Raw genomic sequence first — 19,014 nt, forward strand, 5'->3', positions numbered from 1 at the left:
TATGAGTACAGCGTTATTACAAGAATTGTATCAAGAAACAAGACGGCTTTATATTGCAGGGAGTGAATTAGCAGTAGAAGATATACGGCTACGCAAATTGTTACCTCGATTTGAGCAGTTAGGGGAGAAAGCACCGATTTTCAAGCGTCTTGGAGATAGTATTCAGACCTTACTTGATGAGAAACAGGATAGCACGAGTTCGGAACGTCTACAGAATCTCACGTTATTGTTATCTTCTGTACTGCATACACAGGGAAATGCGACGGTAACAGGTAATCTTAAGCCTTTAGGAATGGAGCAACAGGAGCATACAAGTCTGCCTATCACATCGTATTCTTATCGCAAATTAGCGCCTGTCGTACAAGCTTTATCGACTACAGGTGGTGGGCGGCATGAAGTGATTGAGCAAGCGTTCAAAGAAGGCATTTTCCAAGATGCCCGGTTAATGCCACTGGCTATTCAAGGATTGTATGATCCTTATGCTGAAATTGCAGAACTTATGACGCGTAAGATTGTACCGGCATATGGACTAGCTATTCTTCCTTATTTAAGAGACATTTTTGATCCACAAGGAGATAAGAAAGAAGTACGTAAGCTCACAGCGATTCATACAATTGCGGAAGAACATCAATTGGATCTACTTGATGTATATAGTGAACTGGCTCGGTCTGCTTCAGATGATATACGCGCGACCGCGATTCGTTTTCTAGTAGGGCATGAAGAGTATATACCTGAATTGATCCAATGGACCAAAGAGAAAAAGAAAAATGTACGTGCATCTGCTTATTATGCGCTGGCGGGTAGTTCTTCGAATCAAGCGATTGCTTGCCTATTAGAAGCTTCAAATGGTAAAGATTTGGAATATATTGTTGATGCTGTTCGTTATCAAGAGGTATCACAAGCCTTAGAAGATCAGTTGGCGGTTGCTTTTGCCAAAGATGTCGAACAAGCGATCCAATCGGAACAACAAGAATCTATAGATCACAAAGCACTCGAAAAATTAGCTGAACGCTTATTATTATTCGGCAAAATGTGGACACATAGCCCCAATCAAACCGTTCATCAAAGTTATCAGAATCTGCTAAAACATTATACTTATTTGTACAATCTAAGTGCTTCGAATCAGATTACAGATTGGCGTAATCTATTATGGGATGCGGCTAGTTATATTGAATACAGAGGAAGTTTAGAAGACTTGGAATTGTTATATGAAGTATCTGAAAAAGATGCCAATTTTGTTCCATCAGCTTTCCGTTTATCGATCCAGATTTTGTCTCCACAACAAGTCTATGATCAGTATGTAGGTGGAGTCGTGTCTCAAATGAAAGCCAAAATCAATAAAGATGCCAAAGCACGTCTTGGCAAAGTGATCGCTACGATGCGACCAATGCTAATCGAAAATGGGTATGAAAGTTTCTCATTAGGTCATGAAGAACAGCATGCGTATACGCAAAAGATTTTACCATTAGCAGAAATTGAACAAAAATGGGACAAGCGCTGGTTGGAATTTGCAATGAAACAAGATGATGTAGAACTGGTAGCCGGTCTGGCTCGTTCGGGTGTTAAAGGGGTAGACGAATTTTTACGACAAAAATTGAAGGATAATCCAGAATTCCGCAATCGCACAGCTACTCTGATTTTACGTGCTCTTGAAGAACGCCTAGGCATATCCAAAGAAGATAAACGTGAACTGATGTGGCAAGCGATTGATGATCGTCGTAATTCAAATTCATATATGTTTGAACCTTATATTATTCATTCTCTTTTAGAATTCCCTGTTGAAGATATAGAGCGCTTAGAAGCCTTATTACCGGAAAATCGGGAAGCTACTATTCCCAAATTCAGAGGATATGCAGCAGAACAATTAGAGTTCGTAATCAACACACTGAAAGGGATGAAATAATGAGTATACCTGAATCTTTACAAGATACGATGAGACAGTCGGCAGAATTATTGTATGCGCACGAGTTAGAAGCTTTACGTCAACATGATAGTGGCAAAATTCCTGCGGGCTGGCAAATGTCACCGCAATCGGTATTGACGTTTATTACAGGTGGTCAAGCAGGCAAAGTCCCGATTACACCTAAATATATTGGTAATCGCCGCTTGGTAGAAATGGCAATTGCAACACTGGTTACTGATCGTGCCCTTTTATTAATTGGTGAACCCGGAACAGCGAAGTCTTGGTTATCTGAAAATTTGGCGGCAGCTATCTATGGGCATTCTAATCTGGTTGTACAGGGAACAGCAGGAACGAGTGAAGAACATGTTCGCTATTCATGGAATTACGCGATGTTACTGGCTAATGGTCCTACACCAGAAGCATTGGTACAAAGCCCAATTATGCGTGCGATGGAACTTGGCGGTATCGCTCGCTTTGAAGAGATATCACGCTGTGCTTCGGAAGTGCAAGATGCGTTAATTTCGATTTTGTCCGAAAAAACGATTGCTGTACCGGAATTAGGTAAAGAAATGAATGCTCGTAAAGGATTCTCAATTATTGCTACCGCTAATACACGTGACCGTGGAGTTAATGAAATGTCTGCGGCACTCAAGCGACGGTTTAATATTATTGTGTTACCAGCTCCATCGAGTCTGGAGAATGAAATGGATATCGTACGCAAACGAGTAGGTGAAATTGCTTTTGCCTATGATCTGCAAGCTGCTGTACCGGCAGATGAAGCATTGCTCAAAGTAGTGACGATATTCCGTGAATTACGTAGCGGAATGACATTGGATCGCAAAGATAAATTAAAATCTCCGGCAGGTGTTATTTCGACCGCAGAAGCGATCTCTTTATTAACGAATAGTATGGCGTTAGCCGCAAGCTTTGGTAACGGAGAATTAACCGATGAAGATCTTGCCGCAGGCTTACAAGGGGCTATTGTCAAAGACGATGATAAAGATCGTATTGTCTGGAAAGAGTACTTGGATAATGTCATGAAAAAGCGGGGAGAACAGTGGCGTGGTCTGTATCAAGCATGTAAGGAGATGAACGAGTGAGTAGCCAGCTTGAGCTTGGTATCGGTGTGCATATTTTCGGAGTGCGTCACCTTTCCCCTGGTGGCTCAAAGCATCTACTTGATGATCTGAATCGAATCAAGCCCAAAATCATTTTGATCGAAGGTCCTTCTGATGCCAGTTCAGAGATTAGGCATATTACACAGCGCCAGACGAAGCCGCCAATTGCGATTCTAGCTTTTACCGAAGAATTGCCTGTACGTACTGCATTATGGCCGCTAGCGTCATACTCTCCTGAATATCAGGCGATGAAATGGGCAGCCGATCATAAAGCTCAATCTGTATTTATCGATTTACCTTCATCGGTCATGATTGCTTTACAAGATATGCGTAAGCGTGAACAACAGCAACGAGCAGAATCATCGCCTACACCTGATCCCGAACAATTCACGCCTCAAGCAGAAGTCTTACATGAAACTGTGCATGAATCGCTGTATGATCGGATTGCGCAATTGTCTGGTGAAGATGACTATGATATGTATTGGGAACGCAATTATGAACATAATTTAAATGAACATGCGTATCGACAAGCTATTTTACAGTTTTCAGAGCAGATGCGTGAATTAACAGAAGCAGAAGAACAACATTCTTCCGCTAGCGAGCATGCTTATAATGCGATTCGAGAATCGTATATGCGTCGACAGATTAAGCAAACGATTGAAAGTGGTTATCAACCAGAAGACATTCTCGTAGTCTGTGGAGCTTATCATGCCGCCGCACTTAGTCATGTATCAGATATCATGACAGATGAAGAATTACAAAGTCTGCCTTCATCTTCAACCAAGCTAACATTGATGCCTTATTCTTACTATAAATTGTCGTCGATGTCTGGCTATGGTGCAGGGAATCATGCTCCTCATTATTATGAAATGATGTGGCAACAGATGAACCGTGAGGCTTTAGATGAATTGCCTCATCTTTATTTATCTTCTGTAGCTCGATTATTGCGTAAAGCAGGTACCCATCGTTCTACAGCAGAAGTGATCGAAGCGGTACGGATGGCACAATCTTTATCTGCTCTACATGGAGGAAGTATTCCTGTGTTGCGTGATCTACAAGATGCGGCACAGACTTTACTCGGACATGGTGATCTATCTGTGATCGCTGAATCGTTAGCTCAGATCAACGTAGGAACAACGATTGGACAGCTTGCTGAGGGGGTCAGTCAGACTCCGATTCAAGATGATCTCAATCGCTTATTACAACAATTGAAATTAACTAAATACAAAACCACAGTCGCCCAAGATCTGATGCTAGATTTACGTGAAAATCGGCGTGTGCAATCGAAAGAGTCGGCTTTTTTGGATCTTAATCGCTCTTTTTTATTTCATCGCTTACGTCTATTAAATATCCATTTTGTCCAACAACAACAGACTCAGCAAGATCAAGCCACATGGGCAGAACGTTGGATTATTCAGTGGTCGCCTGAAGTGGAAATTCAAGTGGTAGAATCGACGTTGCTAGGTGAAACGGTAGAAATTGCCGCCGCTTATGTATTACAGCAAAAGCTAGATCATTGTTTGACGGTTGCAGAAGCATCTGACCTGATCTTAATCGCTTGTGAAAGTGGCATGGTTACGCAGTTGGAAAATGGTCGCCAGACGCTACAACGACTGGCTGTCGATAATCAAGATGTTATCCAGATTACATTAGCCGCCAGAAGCTTATCCAAAATTATTCAGTATGGTGATCTTCGCCGCGTAGATACGACGCCTTTGATTCCATTATTAGAGCAGTTATTCACGCGTGCTTCTTTATTTCTGGTGACTAGCTGTCAGTGTAATGATGAAGTAGCCCATGAAATGATGAAGTCGATTAGCGAACTGCATACGATAGGACTGGATCACATCGAGCAACTGGATTACCAATTATGGATAGAGCAACTTACTGAAGTGATGGAACGAGACGATTTGAATGCCAAATTATCCGGGTTCGCTTGTTCGTTATTGATTGAGCGTAATCAGGTGTCGGCAACACAACTAGCGGCAGAGGTATCGAGACGATTATCGCCAGGTGTACCTGCTGATCTGGGAGCAGGTTGGTTCGAAGGACTATCCAGTCGTAATCGCTATATGTTATTGTCACGTACAAGCTTATGGGAGCAACTTCATCAATATATTGAATCATTAGAAGATGATGATTTTGTACGTGCTCTTGTATTTTTAAGACGTGCATTTAGTACCTTTTCGCCATCTGAGAAAAATATGATTGCTGAACTGTTAGGCGAATTATGGGGTGTGAATACCGAACAAGCTGCTGAAATTCTGACGGAAGAATTGAAGGAGGAAGAAGCCAAAATGATTGATGACCTGAATGATTTTGATTTCGAAGACTTTTGATGATGAATCCTACTGATAATGAACATCAAAGATTGTCCCGTTGGCGGTTGATTCTAGGAGCTGATGCCGAGCAACAATTGGAGCGTCAGACTTCAAGTGCAATCGAAGGAATTACACTTACAGAAGAAGAAAAGATTATGGATCAAGCATTGGCAGCTATTTATGATGATACATCAGGTCAGGGAGGTAATTCCGGAGGCGGTAATAAAGGTGGAAAAGGAGCAGGTAAAGGTCCTTCTTCGCCAACATTAACACGCTGGTTGGGAGATGTGCGTACTTTTTTTCCGGAAGATGTGGTATCTATTATCCAGAATGATGCGATGGAACGTAAAGGATGGAAACAGCTTTTATTTGAACCTGAAGTATTATCTCAAGTAAAGCCGGATATTACGCTGGTGGGTACATTAATGGCGTTAAAAGGTAAAATTCCTGAAAAAACAAAAGAAACCGCGCGCTTACTGATCCAGTCTGTTGTCGATGATCTGGTCAAACGATTAGAACAAGATATACGTCGTGCTGTAACAGGAGCACTTAATCGTCGTCAACATTCACCATTGCCTTCGTTAAGTGGAATTGACTGGAAACGCACGATTCAGCGTAATCTCAAACATTATAATCAAGAACGCCGTCAGATCATTCCTGAGAAATTCTATTATTTCGATCGTGCACGTCGTAGTCACGAATGGAAAGTCATTATTGATATTGATCAGAGTGGCTCGATGGCAGATTCGATTATTTGGGCGTCGGTGACTGCTTCTATTTTTGCGAGTATGCCTGCACTGGATACAAGAGTGGTGGCTTTTGATACCAGTGTTGTCGATCTGACAGAACAATGTAACAACGATCCGGTTGATATGTTATTCGGGATACAGCTAGGTGGGGGAACCAATATTGATAAGTCAGTCGCTTATTGTGAACAATTTATAGAAGAACCGAAAAAAACGCTGTTTATTCTGATCTCTGATCTTTATGAAGGTGGTAGTCAAGCCCGTCTAATTCGTCGGATGCGTGAATTGAAAGAAGCAGGTGTCAAAACACTATGTTTGCTCGCTTTGTCCGATGAAGGTAAGCCTTTTTATGATAAGCAATTAGCTCAAAAGTTCACTCGTGATGGAACCCCTAGCTTTGCTTGTACACCAGCTCTATTACCGGCATTAGTAGAAGGTGCTTTGAAAGGGCAAGATTTGACTGATCTGGTGAAGCGTTTGGGTATCGCTATCGATTAATCTTGATATATGTATGTATCAGCCTTGGATCGCACAGATGAAGCAAGATCAAGGAGACGTGACCGATGAAGCATATTTTTCTTATTCGTCATTGTCAGGCAGAAGGACAAGCACCTGATGCACGCTTAACTACACTCGGGCAAAAACAGTCACTCCAGTTAGCTGATTGTTTCAATGATATTCCGATCGATTATATTGTATCTAGTCCTTATGAAAGGGCTTATCGCACGATCGAACCGCTTGCTGTTAAAAAATCATTATCAATTCATACCGATATCAATTTGCAAGAACGAGTCTTATCTCAGGACAATCTACCCGATTGGTTGGAGAAGTTAAAGTTAACATTTGACGATTTGGATCTATGTTATGCCGGTGGAGAATCGAGTCGGCAAGCGATGGATCGAGGGATCGCTGTGCTTGATAAAGCTATACGTACAGATGCCAAGCAGATTGCAGTGGTCTCGCATGGCAATTTAATATCGCTTTTACTCAAATATTATAATGATCAGATTCAATTTGAACACTGGCAAGCTTTGTCTAATCCAGATGTGTATCAATTGGTATTTGATGATGAATATCAGTTGCTTCATATGGAACGTATATGGCAATCCTTTAAAGGTATAAATAGCTTAAGAAGATAAAGTATTCGTGGAGTTGAACCATCCCTTATGCTATGATGAAATTGAGGTGAACACAATGAGTACAGAACAAGAACACAATGAAGTAACAGAAGAATCCAAGCAAGCACAAAAAGTCAGCCAGGCTGAAGCGGCTAAACGTTTGCTAGCAATGAAAAAGCAAGCAAACCAACAAGGTAAAGGCTCTAATAATGGATTTGATGGCGGCGGTAAAAAGATGAAAAGCCAGATGACCAAAAAAGTAAATAATCAACGTAAGAAAATGGGAACCTAAGCACTTTGTAATATCAGTGTGACCACATGCAATAAAAGATAATGGTATACAGAAAATAATCGAATCTTATGAAGTAAACCTATTCAGTGTTGATACTGAGTAGGTTTATTTTTTTATCATGTATCAAAATTGACTATTCTTCGTATTCCATACCGATCGATTTTTGCTTTATTTCGCTTCATGTTATGATGGAATAAGAGCATGAACAGAAGCGGAGGACAGCAAGGCATGAAGAATTTATTGGTGACCGGTTATCGTGCACATGAATTGAATATTTTTGGGCAAAAGCATGAAGGGATTCCCTTTATTCAGCAGGCACTACGAAGCAAATTAATACCACTGATCGAAGAAGGATTAGAGTGGGTGATTACGCCCGGGCAGTATGGCGTTGATCTCTGGGCTTGTGAAGTGGTGATTGCGCTGAAAGAACAATATCCTCAGTTACGACTATCCATTCTTTCTGCTTTTGCGAATCCTGAAGAAAAATGGAGTGAAGATAAAAAGACATATTATGAAGAGATTTGTAAAGGTGTCGACTATTACGGTCTAGTTAGTAAGCAGCCCTATCAAGGAATCTGGCAATTTACAGCTCGGGATGATTTGTTATTTCGCAAAACAGACGGTATTTTACTAGTTTATGATGAAGACGGAGGCGAAGGAAGCCCTCGATTTTTTAAAGAAAAAGCGTTGAAAAAGCAACAAGCAGATGGTTATATCTATATCAGTATTAGCTCGGAAGATATTCAAAGTATTGCTGATGAACAGCAACTCGATCAGCAATTAGAAGAATCGTTTGCAGAATCTTCGACTGAAATGATCGATGGAACCCATCCTAATCACGATCCTTTTGAAGAGATTTGATCGATTTGGAAAAAAGTAGGTAAAAAGGAGGAGTGGAGCATGATTGGCATCAGTGCCTGCCTGACAGGAATAGCCTGTAGGTATGATGGTAGAAGCAATTTAGTGCAACCTTTAGATCAACTGATTCAGCAAGGTAAAGCGATCGCTTTTTGCCCGGAAGTGTTAGGAGGTCTGACTACACCACGCGAACCGGCAGAAATTGTAGGCGGAACAGCCGAAGATGTCTGGTCTGGAACAGCCAAAGTGATGACTGTATCGGGTGAAGATGTCACCGAATCATTCAAAGCAGGAGCTTTGGTCGCTTTGGAACAAGCGCAACAAGCAAAGATTACAGTAGCAGTACTAAAAGCCAACAGCCCTTCTTGCGGAAGTCAGATGGTCTATGATGGTACATTTAGCGGAAATAAGATCATTGGCTCTGGCTTAACAGCCGCTCTTTTTCGGCAAAATCATATTCAAGTTGTCGATGAACATACCTGTGATTTTTTGCTAGAACAATAGGAGTCACTGCCTTCTTATTTTAATAGAGTAATACTAGAGAGCGATAATTTTATCAATAACGAACAATCATGTTCCTTTCCATATACAAATCCATATAAAAAAAGATCATGCGATACACTCTACGCCAGGTACCGTACGTACTTGGATATCTTAATGTAGATAATGGTGTATTTGCATGATCTTTTTTATAGAAATAGGATAAGTGCAGTCACTCTTTGGGACAAACTAAAATTATCATTAGCATGATATTCAGGTTCAGTATATATCAATAAATAGTATCAATAATCTTATTTCTACAAACTGTATAAGTATCCACATTCTCAAATAGCATCATGTGTAGATGTAGATGTAGATGTAGATGTAGATGTAGATGTAGGTATAAAATGCGATATTAAACGGTTTACTGCAAAGCAGCAGGAGCGATAAACCAGTGACGTTGAGGCAATTGACTCACTTGTTCACGGTTGATTTCTAGATTAGTCGCTAGAACATCGTTTGGTGTACTGGAGATCCATTTGGTCAGATCAATCGTCTCATGTTGCCCGTGGTTAAAGCCTACTAAGATACGACACACTTCAGTTCCATTGTTATAAATGTAATGCCCTGCTCCTTCTGGAACATAACCCACATCTCCAGCTTCAAACTGATCTTCAATCAATTCTCCTTGACCCAAAAAAACAGCCATACGTGCTGTACCACTTATATAATATTGCCATTCGTCTGTATTTGGATGCCAGTGCATTTCTCGTAGTGCACCCGGCTGAATCTCAATAATCGCTCCTGTCATATTGGTAGAAATCGGGAATAGGCGCGCAGAAGCAACCCGTTCTGTGCCTCCGCCGGGAACACGCTTGGGATCTTGAGCCATCAGTGGATAGCGATGCATACTGGTAAGCCCTGTAGCACTGCGTGCTGTAGCACCCAAAGTAGAATCATCCGGTATCTGCCCGTAAGCAAAATAAGATTCTTTTTTCGGCAAACGTTGTGCATCTTCAATCGAAATACCTAGATTCTGAGCGACTAATTCGATCGGAGTCTGGGCGATAAAGTCGGTAATACTAAAGGTATGTTTTTCGGTAAACGAACCGTTATTCATAATCTGAATAATATGGCATTCATCCGGTCCCATGCCTTGAATCGAATGACCGTAGCCTTTGGGAAAATACCATACATCTCCACTATTAAAGTTATCTATGTACGTTGTTCCATCAGGATGTAGAATCGTTGTGCGACAACTTCCACTAACGACATAACCCCATTCAGAAGCATTGGTATGCCAGTGTAATTCTCTTAATGTTCCCGGAGCCAGTCGTAACGATACACCGGTCATCGCTGTGGATACAGGAAAGTCTGCGACAGACACCTCACGCATTTGGCCACCACTATGTTCATAGGCTGTTTGTTGTTCAAGCCTGTATTTAAATGTTTTGGTCATTATAACCCTCCATTGCTTTTATGATTAATCTTCTAAGCTAATTTGTATTTTGTCATAGCTTCTTTTTTTGCACACGGCACTATAAGCCCATCTATCGTGTCGAATAGACGGTTTCCCTTGCAAAATGGATACATTCTAATGACCAATTTGATAAAAAGGGTTATTTTGTGTCTTTATATTTCGAAAAGCTTGTGATTTAGATCACTACATATAGAAAGTAAGATGGATATACTGAATATAAACCAATAAATTTTAGATATTAAAGATTGTTTTATATATAACATACTCATGGAACAAATCGCATATAGATTCACATCAAAAAAGGGGGATTTTGATATGACAGCAACAAGAGAACGACTGGTTCTAATAGGTAATGGTATGGCGGGGGTCGCAACGTTAGAACAAATTATTAAATTAGGTGGACAATACGATATTACGGTATTTGGCAGTGAGCCACATCCGAACTATAACCGGATTATGTTGTCTTATGTTTTGGAAGGTACGCAGACAATAGACGATATTATTTTGAATAGTCATGAATGGTATGAGCAAAATCAAATCACACTGCATACAGGTACAACCGTGACACGTATTGATGCCGGGCAACAAATAATTCATACGGATAATGGAATGATGGTTCCATACGACAAAGTGATTATCGCCACAGGATCGCAATCGTTTATTTTACCGATACCGGGTCATGACAAACAAGGAGTTGTTGGTTTCCGTGATATCGCCGATTGCCATCAAATGATCGATGCTGCTGCCCATTATCCACAAGCCGCTGTTATTGGTGGAGGATTGTTAGGACTAGAAGCCGCTAAAGGATTAGTGAGTCTAGGAATGGATGTCACAGTCGTCCACTTAATGGATGATCTGATGGAGCGTCAATTGGATTCTGTAGCCGCATCGATGTTACGTAAAGAATTAGAACGTCAAGGTATCAAATTCTTGATGGGTGCACAGACAGTTGAACTACTAGGTGGAGAACGAGTAGAGCAATTGGTATTCAAAGACGGTACGACATTGCCTGCTCAATTCGTCGTTATGGCGGCAGGAATTAAGCCTAATATTGCAGTCGCCAAAGAAAGCAACATCGAGACCGGTCGAGGCATTATTGTGAATGACTATTTGCAGACTTCTGTAGATAACATCTACGCTGTAGGTGAATGTGTACAACATAGAGAAAGTTGTTATGGATTGGTTGCTCCACTGTTTGAACAAGGAATGATTTTGGCGAAACATATATGCGAGATTGATACTCAGCCGTATGAAGGTTCAGTGGTCTCGACCAAACTCAAAATTTCCGGTGTAGATGTATTTTCAGCAGGCGTATTTATTGAAAATGAACACCAATCAGTGATTACAGCGCGTGATGATTGGAAACGCACGTATAAAAAAATCATTTTAGAAGATCAAACGATTGTCGGTGCTGTTCTTTTTGGAGATATTACGGATGCCGCTCCATTGCAAAAGTTGATTCGTGATGGTGCACCGATGACCGATGAATTATATGCCGAATTGATGGGTACAGGCGGATGCGATCATAGCAAAAAGAAATCGTCTGTCGATACGATGGCAGATAGTGAGATTGTTTGTGGTTGTAACGGTGTCACCAAGCTTGATATTGTCAGTGCTATTCAAGAAAAAGGATTAACAACAGTCGATGAGATCAAAGCATGTACCGGAGCAAGCCGTTCATGTGGTGGATGTAAGCCTGTTGTTGAACAAATTTTGCAATATGTACTGGGTGACGGAGCCACGATTGGAGCCAGTCAGGGCATGTGTAGCTGTACACCACTTAGTCGTGATGAAGTAGTTGCTGGAATCAAAGAAAAAGGACTTAAAACCATTAAAGAAGTAATGAACGTACTAGAGTGGAAGCAACCTGAAGGTTGTTCGAAATGCCGTCCAGCGATCAACTATTATCTAGGTATGCTTGATCCAGCACAATACCAAGATGAGAAATCATCCCGATTTGTCAATGAACGAATGAATGCTAATATTCAAAAAGACGGTACGTATACTGTTGTTCCACGGATGTATGGTGGGGTAACTACACCGGAAGAATTAAAACGGATCGCTGATGTATCCGTCAAATATAATGTACAAGCAGTAAAAATGACGGGTGGACAACGGATCGACTTGATCGGTGTAGTGAAAGAAGATTTGCCAAAAGTCTGGGAAGAATTAGATATGCCTTCCGGTTATGCGTATGCCAAATCGTTACGAACAGTCAAAACATGTGTAGGTGCTCAATATTGCCGTTTTGGTACACAGGATTCGATGGGGATGGGTGCTGATCTGGAACGTCGCTTTGAACGCTTAGATTTCCCTGCCAAATTCAAAATGGCAGTCAACGGTTGTCCTCGTAACTGTGCAGAATCGTGTACTAAAGATATCGGAATCGTTGGTAACGATGGCGGCTGGGAAATCTTTATCGGAGGCAACGGAGGGATCAAAGCCCGTCTAGCCGATTCGTTATGCAAAGTGAAAACCGATCAAGAACTGATTGATCTTTGTGGAGCGATTATTCAATACTACCGCGAAACAGGTAAATACTTGGAAAGAACATCGGAATGGGTAGAACGTATCGGGCTACCAACTATTTATGAAGCAGTAGTGACCAATGTAGAAAATCGTCAACAATTGATTGAACGGGTCGATCTTGCACTGGCACAAGTCGAAGATCCTTGGCAAAAAGTGATTAACGATACACCAACTCGTGAAGCTCTTTTTCATAAAATGGAAGTCTAAAGGAGAAAAAGCATAATGAATGATACTCAAACATTTTATCCGATCGGATCCATCGATCAATTTTTGCCACAGATTGGACGTGTGGTGCAATTGAAAGAGATAGAATTGGCTATTTTCCGTACCTCCAATGAAGAAGTCTTTGCATTAGAAAATAAAAGCCCTCATCCTAAAGGTGGCCCTATTGCAGAAGGGATTGTATCCGGGCATATCTTATATGATCCGCTATACGATTGGCAGATTGATTTGCGAACAGGTCTTGTGCAAGCACCGGATGAAGGACAGGTGACTGTGTTTCCAACCAAACTAGAAGCAGACGTAGTATGGGTACAACTCTAATCTGATTTTCAACAAAATAATCCAACAAAAAGTGGTCTCTATCTATTAGAAGACCGCTTTTTTTGTGTTGATTATACTTACGAAACTAAAGATCAGTTAAAGAAAATATCAAAAAATGGCAATAATTCTTCTGAAATAGGGTAATGTCTTTAAAGCAAGACAGGGACTATGGCAAGAATACAACGATAACAAAGCTTAACCATTAGCAATACACAGGAGGAAAAAATAATGTCTGTAACAAATATTACGTTAGGTCAATATCTACTCGATTGTCTCAAGCGTGAAGGACTGACTGAAGTTTTTGGGATACCTGGTGATTATAATTTCACTTTATTAGATACGTTAGAAGAATACGAAGGTATTGAATTTATAACCGGACGCAATGAGCTGAATGCTGGATATGCGGCAGATAGTTATGCCCGAATCAAAGGGCTATCTGCTTTAATCACGACATTTGGTGTTGGAGAAATGAGCGCATGTAATGCGATTGCAGGCGCTTATAGTGAAAGTGTACCGATTATTCATATTGTAGGTGCTCCCAAGTCTCAAGCACAGCAAGATCATCAGTTGATGCATCATAGCTTACTCGATGGAAATTATGATGTGTTCCGTCAAGCGTATGAGCCTATTACAGCTTATAGTGCAGTCGTAACGCCAGAAAATGCAATGATAGAGATTCCACAGGCGATTCATATTGCCAAGACAACTAAAAAGCCTGTTTATCTAGTGCTTGCTCTGGATCAGGTATTAGAATCGATTACGACTCATATTGAACCGTCGTTACAAGTATCTACTCATTCCAATTCGTTGCAAGCGGCAGTGAAGCATGCAGATCAGTTAATTCAATCCTCGAATAACGGGGCTCTTTTATCAGATAATCCTGTTCTTCGTTACGATCTACAAATGCCTGTTCAACAAGTGGCTGAGAATCTGAATATTCCAGCGGCTTCGATGATGATGGGTAAAAGTGGATTTGATGAACGTCATCCGCATTATATCGGAATGTACGGAGGGACTTTTGGTAGTGAGGAAGTACGTCATACAGTCGAAAATGCAGACTTTGTGATTGCGGCAGGCTTGATCTGGTCTGACCTGAATACAGCCAATTTTACAGCTGAATTAGATTTTCAAAAAGTGATTAATATCCAACCGGATCATGTCAAAATTGGTGAATCTGTTTATCCTAATATTCTTGCCAAAGACATGTTAGAAGCGCTAGCTCAATTGGATTGGAGAAGTCAGGCAGAGATTGTAGTAACTGAATTCCCATATGATACGGAGAAGCTATTATCTGCTGAAAAAGACCAACCTTTACACGCAGGCAATTACTATCCACGTTTTCAACAATTATTAGCAGCAAATGATATTGTGATTGCAGAGACGGGTACATTCACATATGGTATTTCTCAGCTTCAATTGCCTGAAGGTGCAACATATATCGGGCAAGCGGGCTGGCAAAGTATCGGATATGCCACACCGGCTGCTTTTGGTGCATGTATAGCGGCTCCTGATCGTCGTGTGCTGTTATTTACAGGAGATGGATCTTTACAATTAACTGTGCAAGAGATCAGCTCTATGTTAGAACAAGGATGCAAACCGATTATTTTCGTTCTTAATAATAAAGGTTATACGATTGAAAAGTATCTGAATGTAAAAGTAGATATTGATAAGCAAGTGTATAACGATATTCCGAGATGGCAGTATACCAAATTAATCGAAGCCTTCGGTGGAGATGCGTATACAATGCAAGTGCATACTAATCAAGAATTAGATCAAGCGATTCAAGAAGCTGAACAACAGCAAAATCAAAAGCTATGCTTGATCGAAATGATGATTGATGATCCGATGGATGCACCGAAGTATCTACGCAAAACACGTGAGTTTTTGCAAAAACAAGAACAGCAACAATAACATCCAAACTCATAAAAGATAGCTTAAGTGATACAATCAGATGAATCGATATATCAACATCTTCTCTGCGTATAGAGAAGATGTTTTTTTGTCTAAATAAAGCAGAACAGCATAACAAATGAATATTTAGTGATGATATAAATAAAAGTAGTGACACAGCATATAACATTCCTTATAATATAGCAGAAGTATAGAGTATAACAGCTTCACTAGATTTGTATTACACATTAAATAAAAAGTTTCTCATCAGACCGGCTATGAGATGAGGAGGGAACTGGAATGATTTCGCTGGAAAGCGTGAGCAAATATTTTGGCAAGATGGGGAATACGAATGCAGCTGTGCAAGATGTCAGTCTGCATATTGAGCGGGGTATGATTCATGGCATTATTGGCAGTAGTGGAGCAGGTAAATCTACATTACTACGGATGATGAATATTCTAGAACGTCCCGATCAAGGTGTAGTCATTGTAAATGGTAAGCGTTTAACCGGATTATCAGATCATCAACTTCGCTTAGCCAGACAACAGATTGGAATGGTGTTTCAGCAATTTAATCTGGTTCATAATCGCACAGTTCGCAAAAATATTGAAATCCCGCTTGAATTGGCTGGAGTACCCAAGTCTGAGCGGCAACAACGAGTGCTAGAATGTCTTGAGCTCGTAGGCTTACTGGATAAAGGCAATGATTATCCAGCACAGCTCAGCGGTGGACAGAAACAGCGTGTCGGTATTGCTAGAGCAATCGCTAACCATCCTCAAGTGTTATTATGTGATGAACCTACCTCTGCGCTTGATCCTAAGACCACTGCCGGTATTCTAGATGTATTGCGTCAGATTAATCAACAATTAGGAGTTACCATTGTGATTGTCACGCATGAGATGGATGTGGTGCGTAGTCTATGCGATACCGTATCTGTGATGGAACAAGGAAAGATCACCGAAAGCTTTTCACGAGCGCAAGATGGATTTACAGCATCGCCTGCATATACCTTGTCTTATCGCGAGCAATTGCTTGGCTATAAGGAGGGTGAATAATGGATCAAGATCGTACGTTTAGCGAAATGCTTGATCTGTATCAATCGCAGATTTGGTCAGCCATAGGTGAAACGTTCTCGATGGTCGGTATTTCACTATTAGCAGCTATTATAGTGGGATTGCCTCTTGGAACCATGCTTTATTTATGCAAAAAAGGTCAGTTATACGAGAATACGTATGTGGCAGCTGTGCTCAATACACTGGTTAATGTGATTCGCTCTTTTCCATTTTTGTTACTGGTTGTATTTCTGATTCCATTTACACGTCTGGTGGTTGGCACAGCGATAGGAACCGAAGCGGCTTCGGTACCGTTATCGATTATCGCAATTGCTTATTATTCACGGTTAGTCGAACAATCATTATTGGATGTGCCCCGGGGTGTGGTTGAATCTGCGCAAGCGATGGGAGCATCCAAATGGCAGATTATTTTCAAATTTTTATATGTCGAAGCTCGATCTGGATTGGTACTTGGATTAACCACATCAACGATTAGCTTTATTTCATATTCAACCGTTGTTGGCATCGTAGGTGGTGGTGGAATTGGCGATTTTGCAATTCGATACGGTTATCAGCGATTTGAGACCGATGTAATGGTGTATATGATCATTTTGATGATTATTTTGGTACAAGCGGTACAATTGATCGGTAGTACGGTCGCTAGAGTGCTTGATAAACGCTAGATAATGGTTTGAAATATTATATTTTAATGGAGGCTAACTTTAACAATGAACAATATTTTAACAACTCGCAAATCTATTATGATCTTGATGTTCGCTATGATGCTTTTATTAGCAGCATGTGGTCAGAAGCAAGACACAACGACAACAACATCTAATGATCCAGCTATAGCAACAGAAGGTGCATCTACAGAAACTACACTCAAAATTGCTACATTGATTCCACCAATGACTGAAATTTTGGATGTGGTTAAACCTTTACTCAAAAAAGATGGTATTAATCTAGATGTGATCGTATTATCTGATAATATTCAGCCCAATGATGCATTAGCAAATAAAGAAGTAGACGCGAATTTTTTCCAACATGCCCCTTATATGAAGCAATACAATGAAAGTAAAGGTGCAAATCTAGTTGCTATTCAACCGATCTACAATGCTATCTATGGTGCTTACTCTAAAAAGTATAAAGATATCAATGCTTTACCTGAAGGAGCAACGATTGCAATTGCAAATGATCCTTCCAATATCGGTCGTTCCTTACAAATGTTTGCACAAGCAGGAATGATTACACTGAAAGACGGTGTAGGTATGAATGCGATTCAAGCCGATATTACATCCAATCCCAAAAACTTCGAATTTAAAGAAGTCGATCTATTGATGTTAGCACGTATGTATGATGAAGCTGATCTTGTCGCAATGACGCCTGCGTATGCGAAACCATTGAATCTGACACCTGTCAAAGATGCACTGGTTACAGAAAAAGAAGATTCTACATTTGCGATTAATCTAGTCGCTCGTGAAGATAACAAAGATTCAGAAGCGATCCAGAAGTTAAAAGCACGGATGGCAGGCCCTGAAGTGAAGCAATTTTTACAAGATAAATATGCAGATATCGCTGTACCTGCTTTTTAAATGAAATACAATAAAATAGCATAAAAAAAGAACCTGATACAACCCTTTATGGGAGGTGTGCAGGTTCTTTTTGTTGGATATCTAGCGGTTGAACTTTTTGATGTTGCTGATTGCGAGTCCAGCGCGGTTTCCATTTCCATTCAGATACGACGACACCCAGTAGAACTATCCCTGCACCGATATAACCTTGAAGCGATAGAACTTCATGCTCAAATAGAAACGCGAACAAAGCGGCGAATACAGGCTCCATACAGAAGATCAATCCTGTACGTGTCGGTGTAGTATACTTCTGCGCAACAGGCTGAATAATAAATCCAAAAGCACTACATACCACACTCAAAGCCAACACAGCGATCCAACCATTAAGGGTATACGGAAGATGGGGCGACTCGAATATGAAGGAGAAGATCAATCCATACAATCCAGCAAATCCAAGCTGACATATCCCTAGATTCAGTGTACTACGAACGATTTTGGCTGCTGCACTGGTGAGTAAAATATACACGGCATAACAGATTGATGCCAAAATGCACAACAGATCACCAGAGTGAATACCCAGCGGGCCACTTAATGTCAGAAGCCCGATACCTACGATAGCTAACAATACCCCTAGTGTTTGAGTCATACGCAGTTTCTTTTTAAATACGACAAAATGAATAAGCGGTACAAAAATAACGGTTAGGCTGACAAGAAATCCAGCATTTGAAGTGGTGGTTGTTTTGAGTCCGAACATAATAAACACAAACACAGCGAATAACGCAAGTCCGATCAGTGCACTATAACCAAGTGTTGTCCAATCGATCCGGCGTAAATGATTAAAAAATAAAATACCTGTTAATATAAATGCCAACCCGAAGCGAAGCGCAATCAGATTATATTCAGATAGCGACCCTAGCCCCATTTTCATAAATAAATACGAGGATCCCCAGCATAACGTCACCATTAAAATTAACAAGTCTGCTCTAGACTGCTTCACGATGTCCCACCTTTAAAATAACGTATTAACAAAATGTTCCAAATTCAGTATAGTAATATTATATTCTCAAGTACACTGAATGTTTGTCATGAATCACATGAGTAAAACTAATGGC

Annotated in this window: 16 protein-coding genes; 14 read left to right on the plus strand and 2 right to left on the minus strand. The window is 40.6% G+C overall.

From position 1 onward, the window contains the following. The first annotated feature begins 1 nt into the window (after nt 1). The 8 genes from PO903_RS09640 to PO903_RS09675 all read left to right on the plus strand — a co-directional run bounded on the left by PO903_RS09640 (nt 2) and on the right by PO903_RS09675 (nt 8,860). Nucleotides 2-1,903: a HEAT repeat domain-containing protein gene (locus tag PO903_RS09640; protein WP_273593270.1), complete on the plus strand. Its 1,902-nt coding sequence runs from the start codon at nt 2-4 to the stop codon at nt 1,901-1,903. Then, nucleotides 1,903-3,003: an AAA family ATPase gene (locus PO903_RS09645; protein ID WP_273593271.1), complete on the plus strand. Its 1,101-nt coding sequence runs from the start codon at nt 1,903-1,905 to the stop codon at nt 3,001-3,003. The genes PO903_RS09640 and PO903_RS09645 overlap by 1 nt, the downstream gene beginning before the upstream one ends. Continuing rightward, the gene (locus PO903_RS09650) at nt 3,000-5,360 is read left to right on the plus strand and encodes a DUF5682 family protein (RefSeq protein WP_273593272.1); all 2,361 of its coding nucleotides are present in this window, start codon (nt 3,000-3,002) and stop codon (nt 5,358-5,360) included. Before PO903_RS09645 ends, PO903_RS09650 begins: the two co-directional genes overlap by 4 nt. Next, nucleotides 5,360-6,586, plus strand: a complete 1,227-nt coding sequence (locus tag PO903_RS09655) for a VWA domain-containing protein (protein ID WP_502921674.1) — start codon at nt 5,360-5,362, stop codon at nt 6,584-6,586. The genes PO903_RS09650 and PO903_RS09655 overlap by 1 nt, the downstream gene beginning before the upstream one ends. A 65-nt stretch (nt 6,587-6,651) precedes the next feature. Then, nucleotides 6,652-7,227 (plus strand): histidine phosphatase family protein, encoded by a 576-nt coding sequence (locus PO903_RS09660; RefSeq protein ID WP_137221311.1) that lies wholly within the window; start codon nt 6,652-6,654, stop codon nt 7,225-7,227. Nucleotides 7,228-7,282: 55 nt separating this feature from the next. Further along, a complete protein-coding gene (locus PO903_RS09665) occupies nt 7,283-7,498 on the plus strand; it encodes a hypothetical protein (RefSeq protein ID WP_069326775.1) in 216 nt (71 codons plus the stop codon). A 228-nt stretch (nt 7,499-7,726) separates the two neighbouring features. Then, complete coding sequence (locus PO903_RS09670; RefSeq protein WP_069326774.1) at nt 7,727-8,359, plus strand: SLOG family protein; 633 nt, start codon at nt 7,727-7,729, stop codon at nt 8,357-8,359. 39 nt (nt 8,360-8,398) lie between these two features. Further along, the gene (locus PO903_RS09675) at nt 8,399-8,860 is read left to right on the plus strand and encodes a 2-thiouracil desulfurase family protein (RefSeq protein ID WP_137221307.1); all 462 of its coding nucleotides are present in this window, start codon (nt 8,399-8,401) and stop codon (nt 8,858-8,860) included. Nucleotides 8,861-9,260: 400 nt separating this feature from the next. Here PO903_RS09675 and PO903_RS09680 read toward each other — a convergent pair whose 3' ends face one another. Continuing rightward, nucleotides 9,261-10,295 carry a cupin domain-containing protein gene (locus PO903_RS09680; RefSeq protein WP_273593273.1) on the minus strand — a complete coding sequence of 345 codons (1,035 nt, stop codon included), beginning with the start codon at nt 10,293-10,295 and terminating at the stop codon, nt 9,261-9,263. A 336-nt stretch (nt 10,296-10,631) separates the two neighbouring features. Between PO903_RS09680 and nirB the strand changes: the two genes are divergently transcribed. From nirB to PO903_RS09710, 6 genes are all read left to right on the plus strand, one after another. Continuing rightward, nucleotides 10,632-13,052, plus strand: coding sequence for a nitrite reductase large subunit NirB (gene nirB / locus PO903_RS09685; protein WP_273593274.1), 2,421 nt, complete (start codon nt 10,632-10,634; stop codon nt 13,050-13,052). A 15-nt stretch (nt 13,053-13,067) separates the two neighbouring features. Beyond that, nucleotides 13,068-13,388 carry a nitrite reductase small subunit NirD gene (nirD, locus tag PO903_RS09690; RefSeq protein WP_137221303.1) on the plus strand — a complete coding sequence of 107 codons (321 nt, stop codon included), beginning with the start codon at nt 13,068-13,070 and terminating at the stop codon, nt 13,386-13,388. A 228-nt stretch (nt 13,389-13,616) separates the two neighbouring features. Next, complete coding sequence (locus PO903_RS09695) at nt 13,617-15,299, plus strand: alpha-keto acid decarboxylase family protein (protein WP_069326769.1); 1,683 nt, start codon at nt 13,617-13,619, stop codon at nt 15,297-15,299. Between the two features lie 279 nt (nt 15,300-15,578). Next, on the plus strand, nt 15,579-16,334 hold the full coding sequence (locus PO903_RS09700; RefSeq protein ID WP_273593275.1) for a methionine ABC transporter ATP-binding protein: 756 nt from the start codon (nt 15,579-15,581) through the stop codon (nt 16,332-16,334). Continuing rightward, entirely contained in the window at nt 16,334-17,014 is a 681-nt protein-coding gene (locus PO903_RS09705) for a methionine ABC transporter permease (RefSeq protein ID WP_069326767.1), read from the plus strand. Before PO903_RS09700 ends, PO903_RS09705 begins: the two co-directional genes overlap by 1 nt. Nucleotides 17,015-17,059: 45 nt before the next feature. Further along, entirely contained in the window at nt 17,060-17,923 is an 864-nt protein-coding gene (locus PO903_RS09710) for a MetQ/NlpA family ABC transporter substrate-binding protein (protein ID WP_273593276.1), read from the plus strand. Between the two features lie 46 nt (nt 17,924-17,969). Here PO903_RS09710 and PO903_RS09715 read toward each other — a convergent pair whose 3' ends face one another. Continuing rightward, nucleotides 17,970-18,899, minus strand: coding sequence for a DMT family transporter (locus PO903_RS09715; RefSeq protein ID WP_273593277.1), 930 nt, complete (start codon nt 18,897-18,899; stop codon nt 17,970-17,972). Between the last annotated feature and the right edge of the window lie 115 nt (nt 18,900-19,014).

Origin of the sequence: Paenibacillus sp. PK4536, from assembly GCF_028594455.2 — a bacterium.
Classification (GTDB): domain Bacteria; phylum Bacillota; class Bacilli; order Paenibacillales; family Paenibacillaceae; genus Saccharibacillus; species Saccharibacillus nuruki.

Bases quoted from the DNA above. Each gene is read 5' to 3' on its own strand.
- PO903_RS09640 (WP_273593270.1), top strand. From the start codon at position 2: ATGAGTACAGCGTTATTACAAGAATTGTATCAAGAAACAAGACGGCTT.
- PO903_RS09645 (WP_273593271.1), top strand. From the start codon at position 1,903: ATGAGTATACCTGAATCTTTACAAGATACGATGAGACAGTCGGCAGAA.
- PO903_RS09655 (WP_502921674.1), top strand. From the start codon at position 5,360: ATGATGAATCCTACTGATAATGAACATCAAAGATTGTCCCGTTGGCGG.
- PO903_RS09660 (WP_137221311.1), top strand. From the start codon at position 6,652: ATGAAGCATATTTTTCTTATTCGTCATTGTCAGGCAGAAGGACAAGCA.
- PO903_RS09665 (WP_069326775.1), top strand. From the start codon at position 7,283: ATGAGTACAGAACAAGAACACAATGAAGTAACAGAAGAATCCAAGCAA.
- PO903_RS09670 (WP_069326774.1), top strand. From the start codon at position 7,727: ATGAAGAATTTATTGGTGACCGGTTATCGTGCACATGAATTGAATATT.
- PO903_RS09675 (WP_137221307.1), top strand. From the start codon at position 8,399: ATGATTGGCATCAGTGCCTGCCTGACAGGAATAGCCTGTAGGTATGAT.
- PO903_RS09680 (WP_273593273.1), bottom strand. From the start codon at position 10,295: ATGACCAAAACATTTAAATACAGGCTTGAACAACAAACAGCCTATGAA.
- nirB (WP_273593274.1), top strand. From the start codon at position 10,632: ATGACAGCAACAAGAGAACGACTGGTTCTAATAGGTAATGGTATGGCG.
- nirD (WP_137221303.1), top strand. From the start codon at position 13,068: ATGAATGATACTCAAACATTTTATCCGATCGGATCCATCGATCAATTT.
- PO903_RS09695 (WP_069326769.1), top strand. From the start codon at position 13,617: ATGTCTGTAACAAATATTACGTTAGGTCAATATCTACTCGATTGTCTC.
- PO903_RS09700 (WP_273593275.1), top strand. From the start codon at position 15,579: ATGATTTCGCTGGAAAGCGTGAGCAAATATTTTGGCAAGATGGGGAAT.
- PO903_RS09705 (WP_069326767.1), top strand. From the start codon at position 16,334: ATGGATCAAGATCGTACGTTTAGCGAAATGCTTGATCTGTATCAATCG.
- PO903_RS09710 (WP_273593276.1), top strand. From the start codon at position 17,060: ATGAACAATATTTTAACAACTCGCAAATCTATTATGATCTTGATGTTC.